This window comes from Ralstonia sp. ASV6 (genome assembly GCF_016429285.1).
GTDB classification, from domain to species: domain Bacteria; phylum Pseudomonadota; class Gammaproteobacteria; order Burkholderiales; family Burkholderiaceae; genus Ralstonia; species Ralstonia flaminis.
In genome coordinates this window covers 1-26016 of record NZ_JAELUI010000083.1, presented here as the reverse complement: position 1 = coordinate 26016, position 26016 = coordinate 1, and the positions used below count along the sequence as shown (strand labels likewise).

The window sequence follows — 26016 nt, the reverse complement described above, 5'->3', positions numbered from 1 at the left end:
GTTCCAGCTCGTTCCTAGTCGATGGTTGCGTGCAGGTGGGAATCGCGGGGGCATCGCGAAAGATATCGACGGTATGTTCAATGCGCTAGGGTGGCGGGAAAGGCGTGTCGATCTGATCACTCAGGGCATTCTGTTAGAAAAGAATGACAGGGAGGTTGGGCGATTGGAGCCACTGCGCCAAGAAGGTTACCTAGTCGATAACTTCAAAGGACGAGTGGCGCTCGATGTGGAGTGGAATGCCAAGGACGGAAACCTGGATCGCGATTTGTCTGCGTACCGTTCGTGGCACGAAGCTGGCGTAATATCGGCCGCAGTCCTTATCACGCAGGATAGAGTCCCGCTTAAAGGGCTTGCAGAGCGTCTGTGGGAAGACTATCAGCGAACGCTTCCCGAAGAACAAAGAAATCCAAAGCTCCCAATTGATCTCGGCACCTCAACAACCACGAATCTGGAAAAGGCGGTGTTGCGGGTTAAGCGTGGCGTTATGGGGACCTGTCCGCTACTGGTCGTCGCGGCCACTCCCGAGACGTGGAACCAACAGCCATATTTTCCCGATTAGAGGGTGTCCATCTCGTGGCTTTGAGAGTTTCGCCCTCTTGGTCGCATCGTAGTCTCGGCAGCCTGCAGCAGTGAGCGAATCCTCTGAATGGAATAGCCGGTCTCGTCAGAAAGTTGTCGAATACTTCGTCCTTGCTCATATAGGGTACGAAGCTTATCTCCGATCGCCTCGGCTCTAGCCTTGGTGACATGCTCATTGGGCACCAGTTGCGGCAGGATTTCACCACCCTCGTAGCCTTTGTGGACAACGCCACGGGGCACCACCTCATCTGCCGACTCATCGCCCCAAACTGTCCAACCGGGGCGAGCATGGCGTGCAAACATTTCAAGATAAGCGCCGGGTGAGCATGCCTCGATCAAGCGATATTGCTCATCCGGCTTCCGAGAGTGCTCGCGCTTGCGTGTCTCAATCATGTTCACTTGCGAGCGCCCAGGTGCCAGTGTTCTCATCGACCCCCTGACACCGAACAGCAGCAATTCGGTCACGTTTCGAAAGTAGAAGCCGACACCTCGCCCGTCAGGGCCCCCGTCCTTTCGTCGCTTCGCCCAGACCACGTTCGAGACATACCTAAATCCCCAAGCCTCCATCACTCTCAGCCCGTCAGGAAGCAGTGCGTTTGGCACCCACAGGTAGAGATGAGCGCTGGGGGCCAGAACGCCTTCCACATCAAGCGACATGATCGCGTCTAGCGACATCGTCGAGTAGCGATCCAGCCTCCTATGTTCGGGGGCGACCTTGCCGGTGCGATTCGAGAACCGCCATGGTGGGTCTGCTAGAACGGTGGAGAAGCCTCCCACAACTTGAGGTAATGGAGGAGGGGCGTTCTCTGGACGGAGTGGTTTAGTAGCCATGCGAATTAGGCTAGCAGGAAAAAAGATCTATTGAAAGATCTTTTTCTCGCTCTGCGAGAGGTGGCACGGTACAATCTCGCGCTACTTTAAGCATCGAACCGCACCACAAGAGTCCACGCATGGAAGAATTGAGAGACTGTATGGACCTACAACTTGGCGCCGCGCCGGACGCGCAGGCACGCGTCGAGGCTCTGGGTGCCAGCCCTCGCTCCTACCCCCAGGTGATCAAGTACATGGGGTCAAAAGCTACGTTGCTTCCGTTCATAGCTCAGGGTTTGTCTCAGGTTGGTTTGTCAGGTCGGCCGATCGTTGACCTGTTTGCCGGCGCGTGCGCCATATCCGGTGGCTTCGGCGGCTCCGCGAAAATAATCTCAAACGATATTCAAGAGTATTCGGCAACGATAGCAAGCTCTTATCTCCACAAGGTGGAAAGGGCTTGTAATGTCGATGTGATTTCTTTGGCGGAGACGTTTGTAAAAGAAAAGATAAAGTGCTTGCCAGATGGATTGGATCATTCTGAGGGCGCAACGCTGCGTGATTTCAATATAGTCGAAAGCAAAAACAAGGCCTTGCTAAACAAGGAATTCGACTTTCCGTATCACCTTTTTACTCGTGCATACTCCGGTACATGGTGGAGTGCCGAACAGTGTGTCTGGATCGATTCAATTCGGCAGGCGCTTGATTCGCTGCGCGAAGACGGTAGTTTTTCGGAAGCAGATTTTCGGCTTGGTTTGACATGTCTGATGCATGCGATGGCCTACACGAGTCAGGGAACGGGGCACTACGCGCAGTATCGAGATGCGAAAGACGAGTCTTCAATGAAAGACATTGCCAAGTATCGGCGACAGTCTGTTGCAGGCTACTTCAGGCGGAAATTTGCCTCGCTAGTAGCTTGGAATACTGAGAGTGTGGTCGACTTGCAGCACGAAACGACATCTCTTGATTACAAGGATTGTCTGGCAGGTCTCTCCTCTTCGGTAATTTACGCTGATCCGCCATACGCTTTTGTTCACTACAGTCGTTTTTATCACGCCATTGAGACGGTCGTGCGATACGACTACCCTGCGTTACAACTTAAGGGTGGCGAAGTGGTGAAAGGCAGGTATCGCTCGGACCGGCATCAGTCCCCCTTTTGCATAAGTACTCAAGTCCGGTCCGCATTCGTGGATTTGTTTGATGGTACGAAGTACTCGAATAGCGACTTGTTATTGAGCTACTCGAATACGGGGATGCTTGGAATTGATGAGCTAATCGACCTCGCTCATCAAGAGCTGGGCGGTCAATATCGTGTGTGGGTTAACACCTTCGATCATGACCACATGACCATGGGGCGTCGGGATGACAGGACCCGCCAAGTTGAAGAGTCGTTGATCGTCGCGAAGCGCCTTTAACTGGCGCTGGGAGCGGGTGGGGGCCGCGCGTAGTGCGGAGGGGTGCTCTAGCGTTGCGCGGAGCTGCTGGTGCAGTCAGGGAACGGAAGGCGATCTAGTGCTTTCTTCAGTGTGAGTAGCGACAAGTTGCCAGTGTAGATGACCCGGCCCGCGCTGCCCTTTGCTGAATGTCCCGTGATCTGGTCGGCCACCTCAACAGCCACATGATTCTCAGCGAGGGCCGTCCTCAGCCAATGGCGGAACTTATGCGCACCGTTGAGGCCGCCATTGGGTAGTCCAACCACTTCCCGGAACGCCCTGAACCATCGACCCGCAACATCGCTCGGTGTCGTGGTCCGTCCGTGCATCGACGGCATGATTGGGCCAGTGGTTTTCCGGGCGTTCTGTAGCCACGTCGCGAACCACTGGTCTTGCAATAGCTGGTCGGCCAGCGGAACGACTCGCTCTGACGGGGCAGTCTTCAAGGTGCCAGCTTCTGCTGTAATGCGGATTGCGGTGATGCCGTTCCTTACGACGAAGTCCTCACCACGTAGCTGGGCGATTTCTCCGATGCGGGCGCCTGTGTGGATCAGCAGGAGCAGGAGAGCGCGGCCATCCTGCGGCGCCACTTCGCGCCACGTGGGGTAGTCGTCGGGAATCGCGCAGGAGAATAGGCTGCTGGTGAACATCGCGGCGAGTTCCTCTGTTGTCCAGGGTTCTCGCTTCTGGCTTCCAGCCGTTTTCTCTATCGTCAGGTCGAAGGGATTTCGGTCAATGATGCCCTCACGGTCTGCCACGTTCATCAGCGCGGTGATATTTGATGCGTGGTTGTGTGCCGTCTTTTGGGCAAAGCCTCGACTCTTCGAGTCGCTCAGAAATCGCACGAAGGCGGCCCCATGCGTCTTGTTCAAGGTCTGTAGCGGAACGATACCCACGGCTTCCTCGAACAGGGCAAGCGCCTTCGTCATTCGAGCAATAGCGTTCGGTTTTGCGGCAGTGCGTGCCTGCCATCGAGGGAGGATGTCCCGTAGGGTCGAGCTGCAGCCAGTTTCCTTCTCAGGCATTGCAGCGATGCCCTCCAGCGGCAGAGCGTGCTGGTTCGGTGTATCGATGGGCTCGCCCACGGCGCGAGCTGCTATTGAGCGCCAAGCCTTGATGGCAGCCCTCTGCATGCGCAGCAGCGCCATCCGAGCGTGGGTGCTCGATAGGTCTACAACGATGCCCAGGTCGCGAAGTTCCGCGTAGGCGAACTCTTCTGCATAGCTGAGGTCGCCCAACGCAAGCGCCTCGCCCAATTGTTCTGCGACCAGCGATGCGATTTGGAACTGCTCGTTCGCGCCGTCATCGACAACGAATTGAATGCCGACCGCATTGTGTAGTTCTTGCCGCGACTTTGTGGCAGTGGCGAGATCATCGACCTGCAGCAGGCGTCTCTCAATTTCGTGGGCCAAGTGATCCGCCATGCGGGCGGTCAGTTGGACGGTCTTTGGTGCTGCCTCGCGTCGCAATGCATCGAATCGCTCTCGAAATTCCGCAATGATGCGGTGGGCTCTTGTGGCCGCCTCGTTGCGATCTGAGGTGCGTAGACTGGCGCGGAATGCGTCAATGGCATGGGAGCCATTGCTGCGATGCGGCCAGAGATGCCGGATGTCATCGGGTACGCCGATGCGGAGATGGTAGGTCGATCCCCGGAGGTGGACCCCGGTGGGCAGTGAAATTGGCATGTGTGAATCGTGCTCGATTGACACAGCGGATTGCCTCGACCTTAAAATGAAATCGCCCGGAACGCCTTGACTGTCTTCCTTCTTGAGGACTGTCGCGGCTTTCCGGGCGATGGTATTTGGTCGGGGTGAGAGGATTCGAACCTCCGGCCTCTACGTCCCGAACGTAGCGCTCTACCAGGCTAAGCTACACCCCGAAATCTCATTGTTGCGTCAGGACTGACGTTGCAGCGAGAAAGCACACAAGTCTATCAGCGTCTGACGGAAAAGGGAAGGGGGTAATGCATTTGCTGCCGTCTCGGCAGCAGCAGCCTCGCGCTCAGCGGCCTGACGCGTGTATTCCAGCGCGCCCGACGCTTGAATGGCCGCGAAGATCGCGTCGAAATGCTCGGTGCCGCCTTGCTCGATCGCCTGGCGCACCAGGGCACGTTGTTCTTCCGTACCGTTGCGCAGCAGGTAGATGAGCGGCAGCGTCGGCTTGCCTTCGCGCAGGTCGTCGCCGGCGTTCTTGCCCATCTGGTCAGCGGTGGCGGTGTAGTCGAGCAGGTCGTCGACGATCTGGAAGGCTGTGCCGATGCGGCGGCCGTATTCAGCGGCGGCCTCTTCGGTGGCGGCATCCGCGCCCGAGAGCACCGCGCCGATCTGCGCGGCAGCCTCGAACAGCTTCGCGGTCTTGTAGCGGATCACCTGCAGGTAGCGCTCTTCCGTCACGTCGGGGTCGTGCATGTTCAGCAACTGCAGGACCTCGCCCTCGGAGATGATGTTGGTTGCGTCGGCCAGGATTTGCATGATGCGCATGCTGTCGGCCTGCACCATCATCTGGAAGGCGCGCGAATACAGGAAGTCGCCCACCAGCACGCTGGCGGCATTGCCGAACACGGCGTTGGCGGTCTTGCGGCCGCGGCGCAGGTCGGATTCATCGACCACGTCGTCGTGCAGCAGTGTGGCGGTGTGGATGAACTCGACCACGGCGGCCAACTCGTGGTGATACTCACCTTTGTAACCCAGCGCATTCGCCACCAGCAGCAGGATCACCGGGCGCAGGCGCTTGCCGCCAGCGCTGATGATGTACTCGCCGATCTGGTTGATCAGTACCACCTCCGAGCCGAGGCGGCGGCGGATCACGGCATCGACGGCGCGCATGTCTTCAGCGACGGGGGCGAGCAGGACGGAGGCGGAGGTCTGGGTCAAGGCGAATTCCGGCGGAAGGCGGTGTGACGGATGGTTTGCTTGCGCGCGCTCGATGCAGCGCAAAAACCGCGAGATTATAGAGCAAGCAGGTGACTTGCCCCGGCAGTGCCGCGACAGCCAGGTGGCATGGCAGGCCGTTGCGCGGGCAACACGCGATTAGTCTTTGATTTGCTTGGGTTTTTCTTGTATAGTTGCGAGTTCTCTGTGTCCGCTTTTCGCCTATGCGGATTGCAAGTGGCGCGAGAGTCACGTTTAGTTCAAGAATTAACGTTCTTTTATCGAGGTCCGACAATGTACGCGGTCGTAAAAACCGGCGGTAAGCAATACAAGGTTGCTGCTGGCGAAAAACTGAAAGTAGAACAGATACCGGCGGACGTTGGCGCAGAAATCACGCTTGACCAGGTGCTCGCAGTGGGCGCTGGCGACCAACTCAAGGTTGGCGCGCCTCTGGTGAGTGGTGCTGCCGTCAAAGCCACCGTCATCTCCCACGGTCGTCACGACAAAGTGCACATCTTCAAGATGCGCCGTCGTAAGCACTATCAAAAGCGCCAAGGGCATCGTCAAAATTACACCGAGTTGCGTATCGACTCGATCGTGGCCTAAGGCTGCATCGTCTACGTAACCGGATAGGAGTTCAGTCATGGCACAGAAAAAAGGCGGCGGTTCCACACGGAACGGCCGCGATTCCGAGTCGAAGCGCCTGGGCGTTAAGGTGTACGGTGGCCAAGCCATCAACGCTGGCGGCATCATCGTTCGCCAACGCGGCACCCGCACGCACGCTGGCGTGAACGTGGGCATGGGCAAGGACCACACCCTCTTCGCGCTGGTCGATGGCCACGTGAAGTTCGCCAACCGCGGCGAAGGCAAGAAGCAGTTCGTCGACGTTGTTCCGGCGGCCTGATTCAGCCTTGTAGTCCAAAGGCCCCGCACCCGTGCGGGGCTTTTTCGTTTCTGACGCTAACAAAACGCGACGCCTGATCCTGGGCAGTACGATGTTCCAGGTGCATTCTGTTAGTGCTGGCGCAGCAGCGCCGATTCTTTTACCTGCCGTGCGCATGCCGCACGGGCGGAGACCTCCATGAAGTTCATCGACGAAGCCCGGATTGAAGTGATCGCTGGTGATGGCGGCAACGGCAGCGCCTCGATGCGCCGCGAGAAATTCGTCCCGTTCGGCGGCCCGGACGGCGGCGACGGCGGGCGTGGCGGCAGCGTGTGGGCTGTCGCTGATCGCAATATCAACACGCTGATCGACTACCGCTTTGCCAAAAAGCACCTTGCGCGCAACGGCGAAAACGGCCGCGGTGCCGATTGTTACGGTGCCGCCGGCGAGGACATCACCCTGCGCATGCCGGTCGGCACCGCCATTTACGACGCTGACACGGAAGAGTTGATTGCCGACCTGACGCTCGACGGCCAGCGCCTGTGCCTGGCGCAGGGCGGCGAGGGTGGCTGGGGCAACATCCACTTCAAGTCGAGTACCAACCGCGCACCGCGCCAGAAGACCGACGGCAAGGCCGGCGAGCGCCGCAACCTGCGTCTGGAACTGAAGGTGCTGGCCGATGTGGGCCTGCTCGGCATGCCCAACGCCGGCAAGTCGACGCTGATCACCGCCATCTCCAACGCGCGCCCGAAGATTGCCGACTACCCGTTCACGACGCTGCACCCGAACCTGGGTGTCGTGCGCACGGGGCCGTCGAAGTCGTTTGTGGTGGCGGACATCCCTGGCCTGATCGAAGGCGCTGCCGAAGGCGCGGGTCTGGGTCACCAGTTCTTGCGCCACCTGCAACGCACGCGTGTGCTGCTGCACGTGGTGGATCTCGCCCCGTTCGACGAGAGCGTCGACCCGGTGGCTGAGGCCAAGGCTATCGTCGGCGAGCTGAAGAAATACGACGCCGAGCTGTACGACAAGCCGCGCTGGCTGGTGCTCAACAAGCTGGACATGGTGCCCGAGGACGAGCGCGAAGCCCGCGTGAAGGACTTCGTGAAGCGCTTCAAGTGGAAGGGCCCGGTGCACCGCATTTCTGCGCTCACGCACGATGGCACGCAGGCATTGGTTCACGCGATTCAGGATTACCTCGACGAGCTGCGCGCCGAAGAGGACGCCGCAGCGGCTGCACCTGACCAACGTCTGGACCCGTCGCTGCACAACGTCAGTCATGACAGTGGCGACGACAGCGCCAACGCATAAAACACACAACACCAACATCCTTCGGAGACACGCCCACCATGGCCCTGCGTTCGCTGATTGCCGATGCGCGCCGCCTTGTCGTCAAGGTTGGTTCCAGCCTGGTTACCAACGATGGTCGCGGTCTGGACCAGGCGGCCATCGCCCGCTGGGCGGCGCAGATCGCTGCACTGCGCGCGGCCGGCAAGGAGGTCGTGCTGGTCAGCTCCGGCGCCATCGCCGAGGGGATGCAGCGCTTGGGCTGGACCAAGCGCCCGAAGGAAATCCATGAGCTGCAGGCCGCCGCTGCCGTCGGACAGATGGGGCTGGCGCAGGTCTATGAGTCCGAGTTCGCGCGGCACGGCATCCGCACCGCGCAGGTGCTGCTCACGCATGGTGACCTGGCCGACCGCGAGCGCTATCTCAATGCCCGTTCCACGCTGCTCACGCTGCTGAGCCTGGGCGTGGTGCCGATCATCAACGAGAACGACACCGTCGTCACCGATGAGATCAAATTCGGCGACAACGATACGCTGGGTGCGCTTGTCACCAACCTGATCGAAGGCGATGCGCTGATCATCCTGACCGACCAGCGCGGCCTGTACACGGCCGACCCGCGTAAGGACCCGGATGCGCGCTTCGTCGACGAGGCGCAAGCCGGCATGCCTGACCTGGAACAGATGGCCGGTGGCGCAGGCTCCAGCATTGGCAAGGGTGGCATGCTGACCAAGATTCTGGCGGCCAAGCGCGCGGCCAAATCGGGGGCGCACACCATCATCGCTTCTGGCCGAGAGGCCGACGTGCTGGCGCGCTTGGCAAATGGCGAGGCCATCGGCACGCAACTGCGCGCACAGACCGGGCGCATGGCCGCCCGCAAGCAGTGGATGATCGACCACCTGCAATTGCGCGGTCGTGTCGTGCTGGATGCCGGCGCGGTGGACAAGCTCACCGCCGGCGGCAAATCGTTGTTGCCGATCGGCGTGACCGAAGTGCAGGGCGAGTTCGCGCGCGGGGAGGTGATCTCCTGCGTGGACGCGGCCGGGCGCGAGGTGGCCCGTGGGCTGACGAACTACTCGTCGGCAGAGGCGCGCCTGATTGCGCGCAAGGCGTCTTCGGAGATTGAAGCTGTGCTGGGCTACGTCAGCGCCGCTGAGCTGGTGCACCGGGACAACCTGGTACTGCTCTGACTGCCGACTTGAGCCATCTGGGCGCGATCGGCGCCAGCAAAAAATAAGGGGATGAACCCAACGGTCATCCCCTCATCCCCTCTGATCAAGCCGTTATTTCTTACGGCCCGGTAAACCCTCTTCCCGAATCCTTCAGCCGGCGCACCAGCGTCGCAGGTTTTCCATCCCCAGCCACGGACCGCACGTCACAGAAGTACGAGCGCATCAGCGCCGAGGCATAGTCCGTCGGGCCGCCGCTGCCAACGCGCTGCCAATCGGTGGCAGGCTTGTAGGCGTTCATGCTGGCGGATTCCGCATTCGCGGTTTCGTTCATGTCGACGGCGCGGTTGCCGATCCACTGGTTGGTGTCGTTGCGCAGCGTGGCATAGATGCGGCGCTCGGCGGTGTCGCAGCGCAGGCCTTCGTAGTTGACGTTGCGCGCGCCAGTCTTGCTGGTGATCAGCACGGTGTAGCGCACCACGTTGTCCTTGCCGATGGAGACCGATTTCGGATCGATGGCAAAGCGCAGCGGCGATTCACTGCGGCCACCCACATCGAACGGTACGGCATCACGGTCGACCGGCGGGGCGGGGAAGGTGACGGCATCTTCCTTGAAGGGCTTGTCGTTGAACGGGTCCATCAACAGCTTGTCTTCGATGTTGCCGGTAGGGGCGTGGCCACATGCCGTCAGCGCCAGCGCAGTCGCCAGCGCGAGCGGCACGAGAGCGCGGTGCGCTCCACGTGTCGTCGTCTTCACATTCACGAGTTGTCCTTGGGACGTGTGTCGTCAGGGTTGGAGGATGAGGCGGGTTCCGACGTTGTCACCGTCTCGACGATGACCGTCGTGGTGGTCACCGTCATCACCGCTTGAGGGCGTGGGCCGCGCGCATTCTGTCCGCCGGGGCGGTTGTCGCGGCCTTCGTTGCCCCCGCGATTGTCTGCCCGGTGGTCGCGGTGCTGCCCGCCGCGTCCATACGGAGACAGCGGCGCGCGATTCTGCCGCTGCACGAAGCGCGAGAGCTCCGACAACGCCAGCTGATACACCTCGCGCTTGAACTCGATCACGGCTTCCAGCGGCACCCAGTACTGGCTCCACCGCCAAGCATCGAACTCCGGATGCTCGGTGGCGCGCAGTTGGATGTCGCAGTCGCGACCGACCATGCGCAGCAGGAACCAGATCTGTTTCTGGCCCCGGTAATGGCCGCGAATTTCGCGGCGGATGAACTTGTCCGGCACCTCATACCGCAGCCAGTCGCGCGTGCGACCGACGATCCGGACGTGTTCTGGCAACAGGCCGACTTCTTCGTGCAGTTCGCGGAACATCGCTTGTTCGGGCGTTTCGCCGTACTTGATGCCGCCTTGCGGAAACTGCCAGGAGTGCTCGCCAATGCGCTTGCCCCAGAACACCTCGTTTCTTGCGTTGATGAGGATGATGCCGACGTTCGGGCGAAAGCCTTCACGATCGAGCATGACTGCACCTCGAATACTTTAGAATTACGCCGATTATAGAGCGGTGCATCGTCCTTCTGTGTCCTGATGGCCGGATGCCGCAATGTTGCCGCTCACTCGCGCCTCCTGGGGGAGGAGCGCCTCGCACTCGGATGTGCGTCTGGCGTCTCGCCGTATCCCTTGATTCCGGTGGCTTTTGCCCTTGTCCTCGCGGCTTTGCATGGCCGCGCCATCCCTTATTGTCAGTCGCATGAAAGCGTCCCAGTTCTTCATTTCCACGCTCAAGGAAGCGCCCGCCGACGCGGAGATCGTGTCGCACAAGTTGATGATGCGTGCCGGCATGATCAAGAAGCTCGGCGCGGGCCTCTATACGTATATGCCCGTGGGTCTGCGCGTGATCCGCAAGGTCGAGCAGATCGTGCGCGAAGAAATGAACGCCGCCGGTGCGGTGGAAGTGCTGATGCCAGTGGTGCAGCCGGGTGAGCTGTGGCAGGAGACCGGCCGCTGGGACAAGATGGGCGACGAGCTGCTGCGCTTCAAGGATCGCCACGAGCGTGACTTTGTCGTCCAGCCGACGTCGGAAGAGGTGGTGACCGATATCGCCCGTACCGAGATCCGCTCGTACAAGCAGCTGCCGGTCAATTTCTACCAGATCCAGACCAAGTTCCGCGACGAGCGCCGTCCGCGCTTCGGCATCATGCGTGGCCGCGAATTCACCATGAAGGACGCGTACTCCTTCGACCGCGACGCAGAGGGCCTGAAGGTCTCGTACCAGAAGATGTACGACGCCTACACGCGCATCTTCCAGCGCTTCGGCCTGCAATTCCGCGCGGTGGCGGCCGACAACGGCGCTATTGGCGGGTCGGGCTCGCATGAATTCCACGTGATCGCCGATACGGGCGAAGACGCCATCGTCTACTGCCCGAACTCGGATTACGCCGCCAACATCGAGGCCGCCGAGGCCGTCGCGCCCGCCACGCCGCGTGGCGCCGCCGCCGAGGCGCTCACCAAGACGCACACGCCGGGCCGCGCCAAGTGCGAGGCCGTGGCCGAGCAACTGGGCATTCCGCTGCAACGTACGATCAAGTCCATCGTGCTGGCGACGGAAGTCGAGGGCGCCGAGCCCCAGATCTGGCTGCTGCTGCTGCGCGGCGATCATGAACTCAATGAGGTCAAGGCATCGAAGGTGCCTGGCCTTGCCGACTTCCGCTTCGCCACCGAAGGCGAAATCCTGCGCGTCTTCGGCACGCGCCCCGGCTACCTCGGCCCGATCGGCACGAAGCTGCCGGTCAAGGTGGTGGCTGACCGTACGGCGGCGGCCATGAGTGACTTTGTCGTCGGCGCCAACGAAGAGGACTACCACTTCACTGGTGCCAACTGGGGCCGCGATCTGCCCGAGCCCGAGGTCCATGACCTGCGCAACGTGGTGGAAGGTGACGCCTCGCCGGACGGCAAGGGTACACTGGCGATCTGCCGCGGCATCGAAGTCGGTCACGTGTTCATGCTGGGCACGAAGTATTCGGAGGCGATGAACGCCACGTTCCTCGACGAAAACGGCAAGACCCAGCCGATGGTGATGGGCTGCTACGGCATCGGCATCACCCGCATCCTGGGTGCAGCCATCGAGCAGAACTACGATGCACGCGGGATCATCTGGCCCGCCTCGATCGCGCCGTTCCAGGTGGTGATCTGCCCGGTCGGTTACGACCGCTCCGACGCCGTGCGCGAGGAAGCCGATCGCCTGCACGCCGAGTTGGTCGCCGCCGGCATCGACGTGATGCTGGACGACCGCGGCGAGCGCCCGGGCGCGATGTTCGCCGATTGGGAACTGATTGGTGTGCCGTTCCGCGTGGTGGTGGGCGACCGCGGCCTGAAGGAAGGCAAGCTGGAGTTCCAGGGCCGCCGCGACGAAGCCGCCACCGCAGTGGCACCGGCCGATGTGCTGGCCACGCTGAAGGCGCGTCTCGCGCAGTAATGGAGAACTGACCCGCATGCGCCGCTTCCTGTCTGCCCGCTCGATCGCTGCTGTGCTGTGCGCAGGGGCGTTGCTCGCGGGCACACAGGCGGCGTGGGCGGGTGCCCAGAAAGAGGAGTATCTGGCGGATTCGGTGCGCAGCGCGCTGTCTGCCGCCGTGGCCGACAGTCGTCCGCTGCGTCCGGTGTTCGCCAGCAATGAGGAGCAGCTTGGCTATCTGCGCTGGCTGGCCGAGATGTCGGTGCGTATGTCGGGCAAGATTCCGCAGGCGTCGGTACGCGTTGAGCTGATCGAAACCGCGTATTACGAGGCCAAGCGTGCTGGGCTGGACCCGGCGCTGGTGCTGGGGCTGATCCAGGTGGAGTCGGGTTTTCGCAAGTACGCCATGAGCAGCGCAGGCGCGATGGGCCTGATGCAGGTGATGCCGTTCTGGACACGCAGCATTGGCGACAACGACGCACGCAAGCTGTTCCACCTGCAGAGCAACCTGCGGTACGGCTGTACGATCCTGCGTCATTACCTCGACATCGAAGGCGGCAATCTTTATCTGGCACTGGGCCGCTACAACGGCAGCCGAGGCCAGCCGCAGTATCCGAATGCGGTGCTGGCGGCCTGGAAGCGCTGGCAGTACCAGGAGTCGAGTGCGCTGACCGTATCGGCACCCGTGCCGGCCGAAGCACCGCCGCCGCGCGCCAAGGCGCTGCCGGATGTGCCGGCGCGCAATCCGTTCTCACCGTTGCGTATTGCAGCAGGTTCGGCGGGCGGGTCCTGACCGGCTGTTGCATGGTGGTCGGCCTACAATAAGGCCATCTTTTTCGTTCGCCGCATCCACGTCACTCCGCATGTCTACCACCCAACCGTACGCCACCATGTCCGACGCGCTGCACGACTGGCTGCAGCGTCACGTGGCAGAGGGCTTCGAGGCTGATTCGCTGATCGCCTCGATGGTGCAGTCCGGCTACGACCGCGCCTTCGCGCGCCGCGTGGTGGATGAGGCGCTTGCCAAACGCCCGCCCGCGCCCGCCGTGGCACCCGTGCCAGCGCCCGCTGCCCAATCTGCGCAAGCTGCCGACGGGGGTATGGAGAACAGCAACGCCGTGCGCACCGCCGATGGCGACATCCCCATCCTGTTTGCGCTGGAGACGCCGCGCATCGTGCTGTTCCAGCACTTCCTGTCGGATGAGGAATGCGATCAGCTCATCGCGCTGGGGCACAACCGCCTGAAGCGCTCGCCCGTGGTGAACCCGGATACAGGGGAGGAGAACCTGATCTCTGCGCGCACCAGCGAAGGCGCGATGTTCCAAGTGGGCGAGCATGCGCTCATCGCCAAGATCGAGGCGCGCATCGCCCAGGCCACCGGCGTGCCAGTCGAACACGGCGAAGGCTTCCAGGTGCTGCACTACCAGCCCGGCGGCGAATATCAGCCGCACTTTGATTTCTTCAACCCCGGCCGCAGCGGCGAGGCGCGTCAGCTCGAAGTGGGCGGCCAGCGCGTGGCAACGCTTGTCATCTACCTGAACAGTGTGCAGGCAGGCGGTGCGACGGGCTTTCCGAAGCTGGGTCTGGAGGTGGCGCCGGTCAAAGGCAATGCGGTCTTCTTCGTCTACAAGCGCCCCGACGGCACGCTGGATGAGGACACGCTGCACGCCGGTCTGCCGGTCGAGCGGGGTGAGAAGTGGATCGCCACCAAGTGGCTGCGCGAGCGGCCGTATCGTCGCGGAGCGTGAGCTACGCCGAGTCAACAAGCCATTCCCCAGAGGGGTTGAGAGAATCCCGGACAACAAAAAAGGGCGACCGTCGAGTCGCCCTTTTTTGTTGGTTCGTCCGCTGCGTCAGACGTTCTTCAGCGCCCGGATGGTCGGCAGGTTACGCCAGTAGCCCTTGGCGTCCATGCCGCAGCCAAACACGTAGCGGTCGGGCACGTTGAAGCCGCAGAAATCCGGGTACAGCGGCTTGTCCTTGGCGAGCGTCTTCTCGCACAGCACGGCGGAGTAGAACTCGGCGGCACCCATGTCGATGATGCGTGAGCGGATGGCCGCCATCGTTTCGCCTTCGTCGAGGATGTCGTCGAGCACCAGCACCGTGCGGCCCTTGACCGACTCGCGCGGCGCCACGCGCCACTGCATCTCTTTGCTACCCACGGTCTGGTTGTTGTAGCGCGACAGGTGGATGTAGTCGAACTCCAGCGGGAACGCCAGCTTGGGCAACAGCATCCCGGTGAAGACGGCCGCACCGCCCATCACGGACAACACCATCGGGAAGGTGTCGCCGATCTTCTCGGTGATCTCGGTGGCCATGCGGTCCAGCGAGCCGCGCACGGCGTCTTCGCTGACGATTTCTTCGGAGTTGGCCCAGAGTTCGCGGGCCTGTTCTGCGCTCAGCATCGTGTCAGTCAGTGAAACAAATTAAGTCGATCGGATCGGGGGCAGGGTGGCCGGCTCAGCGGCCGAGCAGGCCCTTCATGCCGCCTTTCATGCCGCCCATGGCGCGCATCATCTTCATCATGCCGCCGCCCTTGAGCTTCTTCATCATGCCTTGCATCTGGTCGAACTGGTTGAGCAGGCGGTTGACTTCCTGCACCTGCACGCCGGCACCGGCTGCAATGCGGCGCTTGCGGCTGGCCTTGATGAGTTCGGGCTTGGCGCGCTCGGCCGGCGTCATGGCGTTGATGATGCCTTCCATGCGGCGGACCTGCTTTTCGGCCTGGTCCATGTTGGCGCCCTGGGCCTGCTGTGCAAACTGCGCAGGCAGTTTGTCCATCAGGCTGCCCAGGCCACCCATCTTCTTCATCTGGCCGATCTGGGCCTTGAAGTCTTCGAGGTCGAAGCCGCCGGTCTTCTTGATCTTGGCGGCAAGCTTCTGCGCCTCTTCCATGTCGACACCGCGCTGGGCTTCTTCCACCAGCGCGAGGATGTCGCCCATGCCCAGAATGCGCTGGGCCATGCGGTCGGGGTAGAACGGCTCCAGCCCGTCGAGCTTTTCGGCCACACCCACGAACTTGATCGGCTTGCCCGTGATGTGACGCACCGACAGCGCCGCGCCGCCACGTGCATCACCGTCGAGCTTGGTCAGCACCACGCCGGTCAGCGGCAGGGTGTCGTTGAAGGCCTTGGCGGTGTTGACGGCGTCCTGGCCGAGCATCGCGTCGACCACGAACAGCGTTTCGGCCGGCTTGAGCGTGGCGTGCAGCGCGGCGATCTCCTGCATCATCGCCTCGTCAATACCGAGGCGGCCGGCCGTATCGACGATCAGCACGTCGTGGTAGTGCTTCTTGGCCCAGTCCAGCGCGGCGGCGGCAATGTCCACCGGCTTCTGGTCGGGCTGCGAGGGGAAGAAGTCTGCGCCGACCTGTTCGGAGACGGTCTTCAACTGCGCGATGGCGGCGGGGCGATACACGTCGCACGACACCGTCAGCACTTTCTTCTTCTTGTTCTCTTTGAGCCACTTGGCCAGTTTGCCGACGGTGGTGGTCTTACCGGCACCTTGCAGGCCGGCCATCAGGATGATCGCGGGCGGCGTGACGTTGAGGTTCAGCTCTGCCGCACGCCCACCCATGATGGAGGTGCCGGCGCCTTCGAGCGCTTCCTGGCCGCCGATGATGGCGGTCAGCTCGCGCTGCACGATGCCGACCAGCGCCTGCCCTGGCGACAGGCTGGTGATGACGTCTTCGCCGAGCGCCTTTTCCTTGACGCGGGCAATGAACTCGCGCACGACCGGCAGCGCCACGTCGGCCTCGAGCAGTGCCAGGCGGACTTCGCGCAGCATCTCGGCGGTGTTGGCTTCGGTCAGGCGCGCTTCGCCGCGCATGGTCTTGACCACGCGCGCGAGCCGTTGGGTCAGGTTATCCAGCATGACAGTGTGAGGATCCGGAATTGGGGACGGGGTGAAGATGAGGCCGGCGCTCGCTTGGCGCGCACCGGCTAGGAATGTGCGTTCCGCGTGGCCGCCCGACGAGGCTTTCGACGGGGGCGGGCCCCAGCCAAAACCAGGGTGCGCTGCGGTAAACTGTGCAAATGGCAATTGTACTGTATGCGCTGACGGCGCTTCTCTATGGCGCCCTCGCTTCGGTTGCGTGGGCACGACGTGGCGGGCTTGGAGCCCGGGCCGCTGCCGGTGCCATTGCGGCTGGCGGACAATCGCCGGGTGCCGCTGTACTCGTGCCACCGCCCCCCGCCACCGATGCAGGCCCCGCCTGGTGGCGCTGGGCCTTGCTGGCGGCGCTGACCGCGCATGGCTTCTTGTTGCACGAGACCATCTTCCCAGCCAGTGCGATGGTGTTCGGTTTTGCCTACGCGCTGTCGGCCATGCTGTGGCTGGGCGTAGGCATCTTCTGGATCGAGAGCCTGTTTTTCTCGCTCGCGGGTCTGGGCGTCCTGGTGATTCCCGTGGCGCTGGTTGGTAGCCTGCTGCCGCTGGCGTTTCCCGGCACGCAGATCCTGGGCTATGCGGCCAGCCCGCTCTTCAAGCTGCACTTTGCCATCGCCAATGTCGCCTACGGGCTGTTCACGCTGGCGGCGTTTCACGCGATCCTGATGCTGGCCGCCGAGCGCCGCCTGCACACCATCAACCGCCCTGCAGAGGCCAACTGGTTCAGTCGCTGGCTGGATCTGCTGCCGCCGCTGCTGACGCTTGAGAAGCTGTTGTTCCGCCTGATCGGCGCGGGCTTTGTGCTGCTGACGCTGACCATCGCTTCAGGCGCGCTGTTCTCCGAGCAGCTGTTCCACCGCGCCTTCCAGTTCGATCACAAGAACGTGTTCGCCGTGCTGTCGTGGATGATGTTCGGCGGCATTCTGGTTGGCCGCCGTTTCCGTGGCTGGCGCGGGCGCGTGGCGCTGCGCTGGGTGATGGCGGCGTTCTCGATCCTGCTGCTGGCCTATGTGGGTAGCCGCTTTGTGCTCGAAGTCATCCTGCACCGCGTATAGCGCGTTCTTGGCTCCTCCCGATTTTCTTTCGCTGTCGTTTTCACTTCCATGGCCCGTCCTGTCCTGCTGATCCTGATGCTGCTCGCCGGTTTGTGGTGGCTGAGCCGCCTGGGGACGCGTCCGTCGCGTTCGCCGGGGGCGCCTGGGCAAGCGTCATCGCAACAAGGCGGCGCCAAGCGTGCGTCTGAACGTGCCGCTTCCCAGCCGATCGAGCAGTGCGATGTGTGCGGCGTGCATGCTCCGCGCACCAATATGGTGGCACTGCCCGGTGGACGCTACCGCTGCCCGGAACACGCCGACCGGGGCGGCGCGTGATGCCCGAGGTGTCCCGCTCGCAACCTGAGATGCAGTCCAAGCCCGTCGCTCCGGACGCGGCGCCCAAGATTTCCACCCGGTCTGGCTTTCGCGCGCTGCTCTCACGCCTGAATGCCTGGCGCGCATTGCGCTCGGTCTGGCTGGAGCCGGATCCCCCTGAATTCCAGTGGCGCCTGCTGCGCTATTTCGCCTTCAGCCGTGCGGCGGTGGCGCTGGTGCTGCTGCTGTTTGTCATGGTGCCGCGTGAGCACAATGAAACGGCGGGGCTGCCCAACAGCGAGGCGTTGCTCAGCCTGGTGCTGCCGTATTTGGCCGTGGCCCTGTTGATTCTGGCTGCAGCCGGATGGTGGCGCTCGCGGTTCCAGTTCCGCGTACGGTTGGATGTGGTGCTTGATCTGCTGTTCCTGGGGCTGGCGTACGCTGTGCTGTCGCGTCTGTCGGCCAGTGTGGCGATGGTCTTCCTGATGCCGGTGCTCGCTGCCGGCGCGCTCACCAGTCTGTTGTTCGCGCTGTTCACGGCGGCGGTGGCGTCGATGGTGGTGCTGGCCGATCCGTTCCTGCAGATGCTGGGCGATGGGGTGATCGCGCCGGGGCTGGCTTCGGCGGGGCTGTACGGCCTCGTCTACATGATGGCCGCGTCGATGATGTACGGCCTGTCACACCGGCAGATTGCGCAGGAGCGCCTGACCATGGCGCGCGAGCGCGAGTTGCGCCTGCAGCAGTTGGTCAACCGCCTGATGGTCTATGACATGCAGGACGGCGTCATGCTGGTGCGTGCCGACGGCCGCGTGGTGGCAGCCAACCCGGCGGCAGCCATGCTGCTGGGTGTGCCGCAGAACGCCTTCGTGAATAGCGGCGCGATGCTGTTCGATCTGAAGGACGTGCCGCACCTGCGCCCGCTGCTCGAAACGCTGCGTCAATGGTTGCGCCGCAAGAGCCGCCATCCCAGCGCCGGCGATACCGCGGGCGAAGACGACGCGCCGCGCATCCTTGATCTGCTGCCTGTTGCTCCGGGCGGCCGGCGGACGCTGCATGCCCGCCTGCGCCTGCGCTTCATTCTGCCGAGCTTGGCCAACCTGCGCAGTGTCTATATGGATAGCCTCGTCAGCTCCATTGGCCTGGGCCTGCCGGGTGAGATTGGCGAGATGCCGCGCTTGCGCAACCAGTCGGCCGAAGCGGCAACGCAAGGCTGGTCGGCCGACGACGAAGCCTTCCTGCGGCACGAGTTGCACGACACCGTGCTGGTCCACGTGGAAAGCTGGGAGCGTGTGGCGGAGCAAGCGCAGCAGGAAAAGCTCGCCTCGATGGGCCGGCTGGTGGCGAGCGTCGCGCACCAGATCCGCAATCCGCTGGCGGCGATCAGCCAGGCTGCCGAGCTGCTGGATGATCCGGGAGAGGGCGAGCATGCCCGCTCGGTAGGCGCCAACCCGGGCTCCGGCGTCGAAACGCGCCTGCTGCGCATCATCCGTGACAACGTGCGCCGGCTCGATCAGGTGGTCGCCGATGTGCTGATGCTGTCGCGCCGGCCGCGCGGTGAGCGCGTGCGCGTGCAACTCGCGCAGGTGCTGCCAGAAGTGGTGGAGCGCTGGCGTGCCGAAGCGCTGCGCCGCGCAGGTGCCGCAGGGGCATCAGGCGTCGGCACCGAGATCAACCCCAATCTCGTGCGTGTGGCGGTGGATCTGGACAAGCCTGTGATGTTTGACCCGGCGCAATTGCAGCAGGTGGTCGGCAACATGCTCGACAACGCCTTGCGCTACTGCCGCCGCGTGCCGGGCTCGATCCTGCTGGCCGCCTATGCGCTGGATGAGACGCACGCTGAACTCGTGATCTGGAACGACGGCCCCGAGGTGCCCACCGAGCAGCAACGCAGCCTGTTCGAGCCGTTTTTCACGAATGACGCGCAAGGCACTGGCCTGGGCCTCTACATGGCGCGCGAGTTGTGCAGCGCCAACGATGCGCAGATCCGATACGGCGCCATCGCACTGGAATCCTTGCTCGATCGCACCGGAGCGTTGACCATGGAGGCGCGTGAGACGCTGCCGCGCCGCGCCTTCGTGATCACCCTGATGTTTGATCAACCTGCTTTGGCCGTAGCGGAATGAACCGCCGGCCGCCTCTCTGCTGATCCATGTCCAAAGTCGCCATCGTTCGCGAACCCATTCTCGTCGTTGATGACGAAGCCGACCTGCGCGAGCTGTTGGAAATCTCCTTGCGCCGCATGGGGCACGACGTGGTGCTCGCCAGCGGTCTGGCCGAAGCGCGCGAGGCCTTGTCCCGCCAGCGCTTTGCGCTGGTGCTGACCGATATGCGCCTGGGTGACGGCCTGGGCATCGAACTCGTGCGCCAGCTGTCTGCCACGGCGGATCGCACACCGGTGGCCGTGATTACCGCGTATGGCAGCGCCGAGAACGCCGTAGAAGCGCTCAAGGCCGGCGCGTTTGATTACATCGCCAAGCCGCTTTCGCTCGATCAGTTGCGCAGCCTCGTGCTCAACGCGCTGGGCCGCCAGCAGCGCGATCCGGACCCCGGCAGTTCCGACCTGGCCGAGCGCACCAACGACTTGTTGCCTGGGCACTCCGCGGCCATGCAGGAGGTGCGCCGCTCGCTGATGCGGCTGGCGCGCAGCATGGCGCCCGTGGTCATCAGCGGGGAATCGGGCAGCGGCAAGGAGCGTGCTGCGCGCGCCATCCATGCACTCTCGGCACGCGCATCGCGGCCGTTCGTGGCGGTCAACTGCGGGGCGATTCCCGAGAACCTGATGGAGGCCGAGTTTTTCGGCTACGTGAAGGGCGCATTCACCGGGGCCGACAGCGACCGCCAGGGCTTCTTCCAGGCAGCCAACGGCGGCACGCTCATGTTGGATGAAGTGGCCGACCTGCCGCTGACCATGCAGGTGAAATTGCTGCGCGCGCTGCAGGAGCGCCGCGTGCGCAAGATCGGCGAGAGCCGCGAAGACCCCGTCGATGTGCGTGTGGTGTGTGCGAGCCACCAGAACCTGGCGCGGCTCGTTGCCGCCGGCCGCTTCCGCGAAGACTTGTTCTATCGCCTGAACGTGCTGGAACTGCGTATGCCCACGCTGCGCGAGCGCGCGGAAGACGTGCCCGTGCTGGCTGGCGTACTGCTCGAGCAGCTCGCCAATCGCTATGGTGATCCGCGCCCCAAGCGCCTGACGCGTCCGGCGCTGCAGCAGTTGTGCGCGTACCCGTTCCCGGGCAACGTGCGCGAGCTGGAGAACCTGCTCGAGCGCGCATACGCGTTTTCCGAGGGCGAGTCGATCGATGTCGATGACTTGGGTGCACTCGGTGCCGAGATCGAGCGCTCGCCGCTGTTCCACCGTACGCGCGAGGCGCAGGCCGCGGCGCAAGGTCTGCAGGGTGGTGGTCACACGATGACGCCGCCGCCCGTGACGGGCTGGCCTGATGCGGTCTATATGCCCGCGCCGGCGTCGAGCCCAATCGCAAGCCCGATGGGCATACCGCAGCCGATGGCGCGACCCGCCGAATCGGTACCGGCCGCCGCACCCGCTGAGCCTGCGCTGCCGAATGTGGCACTGCCGATCGACTTGCCGGCGTATCTGGAATCTGTCGAGCGCAGCGTGATCCTGGCTGCGCTGGACCAGACCGGCTTCAACCGCACGGCGGCGGCCAAGCTGCTCGGCCTGTCGTTCCGTCAATTGCGCTATCGCATGCAGCAGCTCGGCATTCGTGACCCGCGCGACATCGAAACGGCAGGCGGTCTGGGTGAAGCCGGGGGCAACGGCCTGAACGGCGATGCTTGAGCAGAACGCCCTGCACGTCGATGCCGCTGGCTGGGTGGAAGGCATCCGCCGCCATCCGTCACCCAACATCGACGAGCGGCCCGAAGGCATGCCGATCGACCTGATCGTGCTGCACAACATCAGCCTGCCGCCTGCGCAGTCCAGTACCGATTTCGGCACGGACGATGTGCTCGACTTCTTTACCAACACGCTCGACTGCGACGCGCACCCGTACTTCGATCAGTTGCGCGGTGTACGCGTGTCGGCGCATTTCTTTGTCCGTCGCACGGGCGAGTGTGTGCAGTTCGCACCGTGTGGCGCGCGTGCGTGGCATGCCGGCGCGTCGGACTTTTTCGGTCGTACGCGCTGCAACGATTTCTCGATCGGCATCGAGATCGAGGGTACGGACGATCTGCCCTTCACGCCCGAGCAGTACGCCAGCACGGCGTCACTCGTGCGGGCGATCTGCGCGGCGTACCCGATTGCGGCGATCGCCGGGCATTCGGACATCGCACCGGGCCGCAAGACCGATCCGGGGCCATGCTTTGACTGGGCGCATCTGCGTGCGCTTGGTGGCTTTAACGCAGCGCTGTTTCCGTATCAACACGCGCTCTGAAATAGAAACGGGCGGCCCCCTTGCGAAGGCCGCCCGCGTTCTCCTCGCTGCAGATCTTTCTGGTTCTTAGTTCACCGTCTTAGGTGCCCATCGCCGGGTCGGACACGCTGTCCTTGCCGGTTTCCATGCGGCCGGCAAAGCGCCGCGTGAAGCCGCCCTGCGGCACCGTCACCGTGAAGTCGTACCAGTTGCCCTGGCGCGCGATCGGCCAGTGCTGGTCGAGCTGCTTGCCTGCGGGGATGTCGAACGTCCACGGGCCGTCGGTGCGATATGCGTTGGGCTTGACGGTGAAGGTGCAGCCGGTGGTGCCGGTGTTCATCATCGTCACGTAGACCTCGGCGTTGGCCAGGTCGTAGCACACGCGGATCTCCGGCGCGCTCGAACCCGCGGCCGACACAGCGCTCACATCGCCTGAGAACGCACGGTGGAAGCCGTTGGGGCCGAGCACCCACAGGTCGTACTTGCCTTTGTCGGCGGTGTAGACGTCCCAGGCATCGTCGAGCATCTTGCCGGCCTCAACCGCGTAGCGGCGCGGCACGCGGTCCAGGTGCAGGCGGTCGTATACGTGGAACACCGCGGCGGCCGTGCCGGTATTGCTGAAGATCAGGCGCAGGGCACGGTTGGTGGCGTCTTCACGGGCGCTGACGTGCAGCTCGTACGGCAGGGCGCGCGAGGGGCGCGTGCCCGTTGCCTGCACCGGCAGTTGCTGTGCGGCCACGGAGGGCACCGGCACCTGCGGCTTCAACCCTTGCGCGGTGCGGATCGAGTCGGCGGTGGCCTTGTCGCGGCTGGGCAGCGTGGGCAGCGTCTCGTTGTTCGGGTTGACGAAGTTGAAGGCGCTGGTCAGGTCGCCCAGCACGGCGCGGCGGTACGCGCTGATGTTCGGCTCCTTGACGTTGAAGCGCAGCTCCAGGAAGCGCAGCACCGAGGTGTGGTCGAACGCCTGCGAGTTGACCCAACCGCCGCGGCTCCATGGCGAGACGATGTACATCGGCACGCGCGGGCCGGGGCCGTACGGGTTCTTGTCGGTGTGGTATTCGCCGGCGGTGCTCACTGTCGATTTGCCGGCCAGCACGCCGTTGTCATAAGCCGGGGCAGCGGGCGGCGGCACGTGGTCGAAGAAGCCGTCGTTCTCATCAAAGTTAATGAAGAGCACGGTCTTGCTCCACACCGCCGGGTTGGCGGTGAGCGCATTGAGCACTTCCTGCGTGTACCACGCGCCCTGCACGGGGCTCGACGGTCCGGGGTGCTCGGAGTACGTGGCCGGGGCGACGATCCATGACACTTGCGGCAACTGGCCGGCGGCAATGTCGTCCTTGAGCGCTTGCAGGAAACCGCCGTCGGGCATGGTGTTGCCCACACCCTTGATCAGCGGGCTGATCGTCTCGTCAGCCGGCGTGTATGCCGGGAACGGGCTGCCGTCCTTGGCGTTGCCGCGTGCGGCGTTGGCGTCGCGATACGTCTTGAAGCCGGCGAGCGGATTGTCGGTGAAGTTGTCCGGCATGTTCTGGTAGACCTTCCACGACACGCCGGCCGTTTGCAGGCGCTCGGGGTAGGTCGTCCAGTTGTAGGTGACACCGGCATCCAGGTGATCGCCGCTGTTGTCGATGACGGGGCCGCCTGCCGCGCCCGTCGGGTCGTTCGTGCCCGTCCAGTGGAACAGGCGGTTGGTGTTGGTGCCGCCGTGGAAGCCGCAGTGGTACGCATCACACAGCGTGAAGGCGTTGGCCAGCGCGAACTGGAAATCCAGCTCGGCCTGCTTGTAGTAGCCCATCGACTGCGTCTGCTTGTAGGTCGGCCACTTGCTCATGCGGCCGAGGTCCCACGCCTGTTGCGCATCGGGATAGCTGTGCGGCGTGCCCGAGACGCGCTGCGCGTTGCCGGCGCTGCTGTCGAGGTAGTACGGCAGCACCGTGCGCGATGTGCCGCCGCTCGTGTAGGTCTGCTGCCAGACGTTCAGGCCACCCGCCAGCGGGATCGGGAAGCGATCACCAAAGCCGCGCACACCCTGCAGCGTGCCGAAGTAGTTGTCGAACGAGCGGTTCTCCTGCATCAGGATCACCACGTGCTCGATGTCGCGCATCGTGCCGGTGGCGTTGTTGGCCGGAATCGCCAGCGCGCGGCGGATCGACGGCGGGAAGGCGGCCAACGCGGCGGCGGAAATCGCGCCCGTGCTGGCCATCTTGAGGAAGTTGCGGCGGCTGCCGTTGTTTGTGTTGGAAGTCATGTGGGTCTCAAACGCAAGTCGATGAAGAGGCAGCGCGGCTTACGGAGCGCAGTGCAGGTTCGGCTTGTTGGCTGGCGGTTGGCCGGGCTGATCCGGCTGGGCCGTGCCGGGGTTACCGGTGCCAGGCGTGCCGTCGTTCGAATCACCGCCGCAGGCCGACAGCGACAAGGTGGCGGCGCACAGCAGCGCGGCGGCCAGCCAGTGCGGCCGCGCGAGAGGGTTGATGAAGGGCTTCATGAGCGGTCTCGTTCGGGTTGGGGGGGGGTCAGGGGTTCAGTGACGACAGCGGCTGGTGCGAGCCGTTGATCGACTTCAGTTCGTCCAGCGTCAGGCGGCGCGTCCACATGGCCAGGTCGTCGTAGGCCATCACACCCTTGAGCGAGCCTGAGTTGTTGGGCACGTAGTTATGCGTGGCGTCGTCGTTCAGGCCCCAAACCTTGGTGGCCAGGCCATTGAGCTTGGTGACGTCGGTGTTGGCGATGGCGCGGTCCTCGGTCTTCTGCACACCCAGTACCGGGTCGAGGATGTAGGCGCTGAACAGCTTGGTCTGCGTGTCGACCGACAGGGCCAGGTACGCCCACTGGTTGGCGCTGAACTTCATGCCCTGGATGTCGTCGCGCTTGCCGCCGCTGCCCAGGTTGAAGCGCACCTCACAGCCGCCCCACAGGCCGATGGCGATGCCTGGGTTGGCGCCAGAGTAATAGTTCTTGTTGGAGAGGATCGGCTCACCTGTGCCGTTGCCCTGCGTGCAGTCCGACTTGAACCAGAAGCCAATGGTGAATTGCGGGCTCTGGGCGATATCGGCGCCGTTCTGCGTGAGCTTGTAGGCGTCGATGCGGGAGTCGACCGACAGTGCCTTGCCGCCAAACGGATCGGTCACGGCCGAGCCACCGTCGGTGCCGGCCACCCACGGGCCCAGCGTCGAGCCGGCCTTGCGGTCGGTCGGTGGCAGCGGGTCGAAGCTGTAGTACATCGCCAGACCGTTGGTCAGCGTCGTGGCCAGCGGTGTCGGCGCCACGTAGTTGATCTGCGCCAGCATCGACACCGGCACGTTATTGCGCACCAGCGTGTAGTTGATGCGGTAGAGGCCGCTTGCGGTGGCGATGCTGCTGTCGGTGTACTGCGTGGCCGTAGCGGGTAGCGTGGCGACCTGCTTACCATCGCGCAGCACGGTGATCGAGTCGCTGGTGGTGGTCGGGTTTTGCCAGTTCAGCACCAGCGAGGCGCTGTAGGCACCCACCGTGCTCTGGAGGTTGCGCACGCCCACCGTGCTGCCTGTGAGCGCAGCGCCGTCGAGCTTGTGCGCCATCGCTGGCACGGTGGCGTTCAGCTGTGCGAGCACGGTCGGCACGATGTCGGCTTCGCTCGGCAGGGCGGCCAGCGCGGCTTCGGTCGTGGGCGCAGCCGTACCGTTCTTGCCCAGGGCCGGATTGACGGTCTTGTTCAGCGCGATGAAGGCGGTGCGGTTTTCCAGCGTGGGCGCCGAGGTGGTGGCACCGGTGGCATCCAGCCCGTGGCTGGTCGTGACGACCACGAGCCAGTCTTCGTTCGGGTTGGCAGCGCGGCGCTGGGCGATGGCGGCCTGCAGCGTGCCGATGGCCTGGTCGACGCTGCTCAGTGCGGCGGCGTACGCATCGCTTTGCAGGCCCGAGGCGAGAGCGGCGGCCGCGGGCGCGGTGTACTGCGCAAAGACGACGTCATAGCCGGACTGCACGAGCTTCACGCTGTTCTGT

At 63.6% G+C, this 26016-nt stretch carries 24 protein-coding genes and 1 tRNA gene; 14 read left to right on the top strand and 11 right to left on the bottom strand.

The annotated features are described in order from the left end of the window. Positions 1 to 559: BglII/BstYI family type II restriction endonuclease (locus JHD73_RS17030; protein ID WP_199031445.1), on the top strand; the 559-nt coding region annotated here is incomplete at its 5' end. Here JHD73_RS17030 and JHD73_RS17025 read toward each other — a convergent pair. Continuing rightward, the gene (locus JHD73_RS17025) at positions 556 to 1410 is read right to left on the bottom strand and encodes an MT-A70 family methyltransferase (protein WP_199031444.1); all 855 of its coding nucleotides are present in this window, start codon (positions 1408 to 1410) and stop codon (positions 556 to 558) included. The genes JHD73_RS17030 and JHD73_RS17025 overlap by 4 nt on opposite strands. 140 nt (positions 1411 to 1550) lie before the next feature. On the opposite strand from JHD73_RS17025, the gene JHD73_RS17020 reads away from it, so the two are divergent. Then, on the top strand, positions 1551 to 2801 hold the full coding sequence (locus tag JHD73_RS17020) for a DNA adenine methylase (RefSeq protein ID WP_233177016.1): 1251 nt from the start codon (positions 1551 to 1553) through the stop codon (positions 2799 to 2801). Between the two features lie 47 nt (positions 2802 to 2848). Here JHD73_RS17020 and JHD73_RS17015 read toward each other — a convergent pair whose 3' ends face one another. From JHD73_RS17015 to ispB, 3 genes are all read right to left on the bottom strand, one after another. Further along, a complete protein-coding gene (locus tag JHD73_RS17015; protein ID WP_199031443.1) occupies positions 2849 to 4504 on the bottom strand; it encodes a tyrosine-type recombinase/integrase in 1656 nt (551 codons plus the stop codon). Positions 4505 to 4621: 117 nt separating this feature from the next. Then, positions 4622 to 4698, bottom strand: a tRNA-Pro gene (locus tag JHD73_RS17010). A gap of 16 nt (positions 4699 to 4714) precedes the next feature. Further along, positions 4715 to 5644: an octaprenyl diphosphate synthase gene (gene ispB / locus JHD73_RS17005; RefSeq protein ID WP_199031447.1), complete on the bottom strand. Its 930-nt coding sequence runs from the start codon at positions 5642 to 5644 to the stop codon at positions 4715 to 4717. A 339-nt stretch (positions 5645 to 5983) separates the two neighbouring features. On the opposite strand from ispB, the gene rplU reads away from it, so the two are divergent. The 4 genes from rplU (at position 5984) to proB (ending at position 9043) form a co-directional block, all read left to right on the top strand. Beyond that, positions 5984 to 6295, top strand: a complete 312-nt coding sequence (rplU, locus tag JHD73_RS17000) for a 50S ribosomal protein L21 (RefSeq protein WP_004633023.1) — start codon at positions 5984 to 5986, stop codon at positions 6293 to 6295. 37 nt (positions 6296 to 6332) lie between these two features. After that, a complete protein-coding gene (rpmA, locus tag JHD73_RS16995; protein WP_004633021.1) occupies positions 6333 to 6593 on the top strand; it encodes a 50S ribosomal protein L27 in 261 nt (86 codons plus the stop codon). 177 nt (positions 6594 to 6770) lie between these two features. Next, positions 6771 to 7880 carry a GTPase ObgE gene (obgE, locus tag JHD73_RS16990; RefSeq protein WP_199031442.1) on the top strand — a complete coding sequence of 370 codons (1110 nt, stop codon included), beginning with the start codon at positions 6771 to 6773 and terminating at the stop codon, positions 7878 to 7880. Positions 7881 to 7918: 38 nt separating this feature from the next. Then, complete coding sequence (gene proB, locus JHD73_RS16985; RefSeq protein WP_169341068.1) at positions 7919 to 9043, top strand: glutamate 5-kinase; 1125 nt, start codon at positions 7919 to 7921, stop codon at positions 9041 to 9043. A gap of 100 nt (positions 9044 to 9143) precedes the next feature. Here the strand turns inward: proB and JHD73_RS16980 are convergent, their stop codons facing one another. Both JHD73_RS16980 and JHD73_RS16975 read right to left on the bottom strand, forming a co-directional pair. Continuing rightward, positions 9144 to 9785, bottom strand: a complete 642-nt coding sequence (locus JHD73_RS16980) for a CNP1-like family protein (protein WP_199031441.1) — start codon at positions 9783 to 9785, stop codon at positions 9144 to 9146. Continuing rightward, on the bottom strand, positions 9782 to 10492 hold the full coding sequence (locus tag JHD73_RS16975) for an RNA pyrophosphohydrolase (RefSeq protein WP_199031440.1): 711 nt from the start codon (positions 10490 to 10492) through the stop codon (positions 9782 to 9784). Before JHD73_RS16975 ends, JHD73_RS16980 begins: the two co-directional genes overlap by 4 nt. A 229-nt stretch (positions 10493 to 10721) precedes the next feature. On the opposite strand from JHD73_RS16975, the gene JHD73_RS16970 reads away from it, so the two are divergent. The 3 genes from JHD73_RS16970 (at position 10722) to JHD73_RS16960 (ending at position 14173) form a co-directional block, all read left to right on the top strand. Further along, positions 10722 to 12446 carry a proline--tRNA ligase gene (locus JHD73_RS16970; RefSeq protein WP_199031439.1) on the top strand — a complete coding sequence of 575 codons (1725 nt, stop codon included), beginning with the start codon at positions 10722 to 10724 and terminating at the stop codon, positions 12444 to 12446. Positions 12447 to 12462: 16 nt separating this feature from the next. Beyond that, positions 12463 to 13218, top strand: a complete 756-nt coding sequence (locus tag JHD73_RS16965; protein ID WP_199031438.1) for a lytic transglycosylase domain-containing protein — start codon at positions 12463 to 12465, stop codon at positions 13216 to 13218. Positions 13219 to 13288: 70 nt separating this feature from the next. After that, the gene (locus JHD73_RS16960; protein ID WP_199031437.1) at positions 13289 to 14173 is read left to right on the top strand and encodes a 2OG-Fe(II) oxygenase; all 885 of its coding nucleotides are present in this window, start codon (positions 13289 to 13291) and stop codon (positions 14171 to 14173) included. A gap of 105 nt (positions 14174 to 14278) precedes the next feature. On the opposite strand, the gene JHD73_RS16955 is transcribed toward JHD73_RS16960, so the two are convergent. Together JHD73_RS16955 and ffh are read right to left on the bottom strand one after the other, a co-directional pair. Further along, a complete protein-coding gene (locus JHD73_RS16955) occupies positions 14279 to 14830 on the bottom strand; it encodes a hypoxanthine-guanine phosphoribosyltransferase (RefSeq protein WP_199031436.1) in 552 nt (183 codons plus the stop codon). A 55-nt stretch (positions 14831 to 14885) separates the two neighbouring features. Then, positions 14886 to 16298, bottom strand: coding sequence for a signal recognition particle protein (ffh, locus tag JHD73_RS16950; protein ID WP_199031435.1), 1413 nt, complete (start codon positions 16296 to 16298; stop codon positions 14886 to 14888). Positions 16299 to 16459: 161 nt separating this feature from the next. Here ffh and JHD73_RS16945 point away from each other — a divergent pair, with 161 nt between their 5' ends. The 5 genes from JHD73_RS16945 to ampD are packed head-to-tail and all read left to right on the top strand — an operon-like array spanning position 16460 to position 22056. Beyond that, the gene (locus JHD73_RS16945; RefSeq protein ID WP_199031434.1) at positions 16460 to 17368 is read left to right on the top strand and encodes an inner membrane protein YpjD; all 909 of its coding nucleotides are present in this window, start codon (positions 16460 to 16462) and stop codon (positions 17366 to 17368) included. A gap of 48 nt (positions 17369 to 17416) precedes the next feature. Next, on the top strand, positions 17417 to 17683 hold the full coding sequence (locus JHD73_RS16940) for a hypothetical protein (protein WP_199031433.1): 267 nt from the start codon (positions 17417 to 17419) through the stop codon (positions 17681 to 17683). Continuing rightward, complete coding sequence (locus JHD73_RS16935; RefSeq protein ID WP_233177015.1) at positions 17683 to 19785, top strand: ATP-binding protein; 2103 nt, start codon at positions 17683 to 17685, stop codon at positions 19783 to 19785. Before JHD73_RS16940 ends, JHD73_RS16935 begins: the two co-directional genes overlap by 1 nt. Before the next feature lie 26 nt (positions 19786 to 19811). Beyond that, entirely contained in the window at positions 19812 to 21461 is a 1650-nt protein-coding gene (locus tag JHD73_RS16930; RefSeq protein WP_199031432.1) for a sigma-54 dependent transcriptional regulator, read from the top strand. Further along, positions 21454 to 22056, top strand: a complete 603-nt coding sequence (gene ampD, locus JHD73_RS16925) for a 1,6-anhydro-N-acetylmuramyl-L-alanine amidase AmpD (protein ID WP_199031431.1) — start codon at positions 21454 to 21456, stop codon at positions 22054 to 22056. The genes JHD73_RS16930 and ampD overlap by 8 nt, the downstream gene beginning before the upstream one ends. 79 nt (positions 22057 to 22135) lie before the next feature. Here ampD and JHD73_RS16920 read toward each other — a convergent pair whose 3' ends face one another. From JHD73_RS16920 to JHD73_RS16910, 3 genes are all read right to left on the bottom strand, one after another. After that, complete coding sequence (locus tag JHD73_RS16920; RefSeq protein ID WP_199031430.1) at positions 22136 to 24283, bottom strand: phosphocholine-specific phospholipase C; 2148 nt, start codon at positions 24281 to 24283, stop codon at positions 22136 to 22138. 39 nt (positions 24284 to 24322) lie between these two features. Beyond that, positions 24323 to 24520 (bottom strand): hypothetical protein, encoded by a 198-nt coding sequence (locus JHD73_RS16915; RefSeq protein ID WP_199031429.1) that lies wholly within the window; start codon positions 24518 to 24520, stop codon positions 24323 to 24325. 28 nt (positions 24521 to 24548) lie between these two features. Continuing rightward, the coding region (locus JHD73_RS16910) for a LamG-like jellyroll fold domain-containing protein (RefSeq protein WP_199031428.1) at positions 24549 to 26016 on the bottom strand (1468 nt) is incomplete at its 5' end.

Coding starts and splice junctions, on each gene's coding strand:
- JHD73_RS17025 (WP_199031444.1), bottom strand. CDS start 1,410: ATGGCTACTAAACCACTCCGTCCAGAGAACGCCCCTCCTCCATTACCT.
- JHD73_RS17020 (WP_233177016.1), top strand. CDS start 1,551: ATGGACCTACAACTTGGCGCCGCGCCGGACGCGCAGGCACGCGTCGAG.
- JHD73_RS17015 (WP_199031443.1), bottom strand. CDS start 4,504: ATGCCAATTTCACTGCCCACCGGGGTCCACCTCCGGGGATCGACCTAC.
- ispB (WP_199031447.1), bottom strand. CDS start 5,644: ATGCGCGCCGTCGATGCCGTGATCCGCCGCCGCCTCGGCTCGGAGGTG.
- rplU (WP_004633023.1), top strand. CDS start 5,984: ATGTACGCGGTCGTAAAAACCGGCGGTAAGCAATACAAGGTTGCTGCT.
- rpmA (WP_004633021.1), top strand. CDS start 6,333: ATGGCACAGAAAAAAGGCGGCGGTTCCACACGGAACGGCCGCGATTCC.
- obgE (WP_199031442.1), top strand. CDS start 6,771: ATGAAGTTCATCGACGAAGCCCGGATTGAAGTGATCGCTGGTGATGGC.
- proB (WP_169341068.1), top strand. CDS start 7,919: ATGGCCCTGCGTTCGCTGATTGCCGATGCGCGCCGCCTTGTCGTCAAG.
- JHD73_RS16975 (WP_199031440.1), bottom strand. CDS start 10,492: ATGCTCGATCGTGAAGGCTTTCGCCCGAACGTCGGCATCATCCTCATC.
- JHD73_RS16970 (WP_199031439.1), top strand. CDS start 10,722: ATGAAAGCGTCCCAGTTCTTCATTTCCACGCTCAAGGAAGCGCCCGCC.
- JHD73_RS16965 (WP_199031438.1), top strand. CDS start 12,463: ATGCGCCGCTTCCTGTCTGCCCGCTCGATCGCTGCTGTGCTGTGCGCA.
- JHD73_RS16960 (WP_199031437.1), top strand. CDS start 13,289: ATGTCTACCACCCAACCGTACGCCACCATGTCCGACGCGCTGCACGAC.
- JHD73_RS16955 (WP_199031436.1), bottom strand. CDS start 14,830: ATGCTGAGCGCAGAACAGGCCCGCGAACTCTGGGCCAACTCCGAAGAA.
- ffh (WP_199031435.1), bottom strand. CDS start 16,298: ATGCTGGATAACCTGACCCAACGGCTCGCGCGCGTGGTCAAGACCATG.
- JHD73_RS16945 (WP_199031434.1), top strand. CDS start 16,460: ATGGCAATTGTACTGTATGCGCTGACGGCGCTTCTCTATGGCGCCCTC.
- JHD73_RS16940 (WP_199031433.1), top strand. CDS start 17,417: ATGGCCCGTCCTGTCCTGCTGATCCTGATGCTGCTCGCCGGTTTGTGG.
- JHD73_RS16935 (WP_233177015.1), top strand. CDS start 17,683: ATGCCCGAGGTGTCCCGCTCGCAACCTGAGATGCAGTCCAAGCCCGTC.
- JHD73_RS16930 (WP_199031432.1), top strand. CDS start 19,812: ATGTCCAAAGTCGCCATCGTTCGCGAACCCATTCTCGTCGTTGATGAC.
- ampD (WP_199031431.1), top strand. CDS start 21,454: ATGCTTGAGCAGAACGCCCTGCACGTCGATGCCGCTGGCTGGGTGGAA.
- JHD73_RS16920 (WP_199031430.1), bottom strand. CDS start 24,283: ATGACTTCCAACACAAACAACGGCAGCCGCCGCAACTTCCTCAAGATG.
- JHD73_RS16915 (WP_199031429.1), bottom strand. CDS start 24,520: ATGAAGCCCTTCATCAACCCTCTCGCGCGGCCGCACTGGCTGGCCGCC.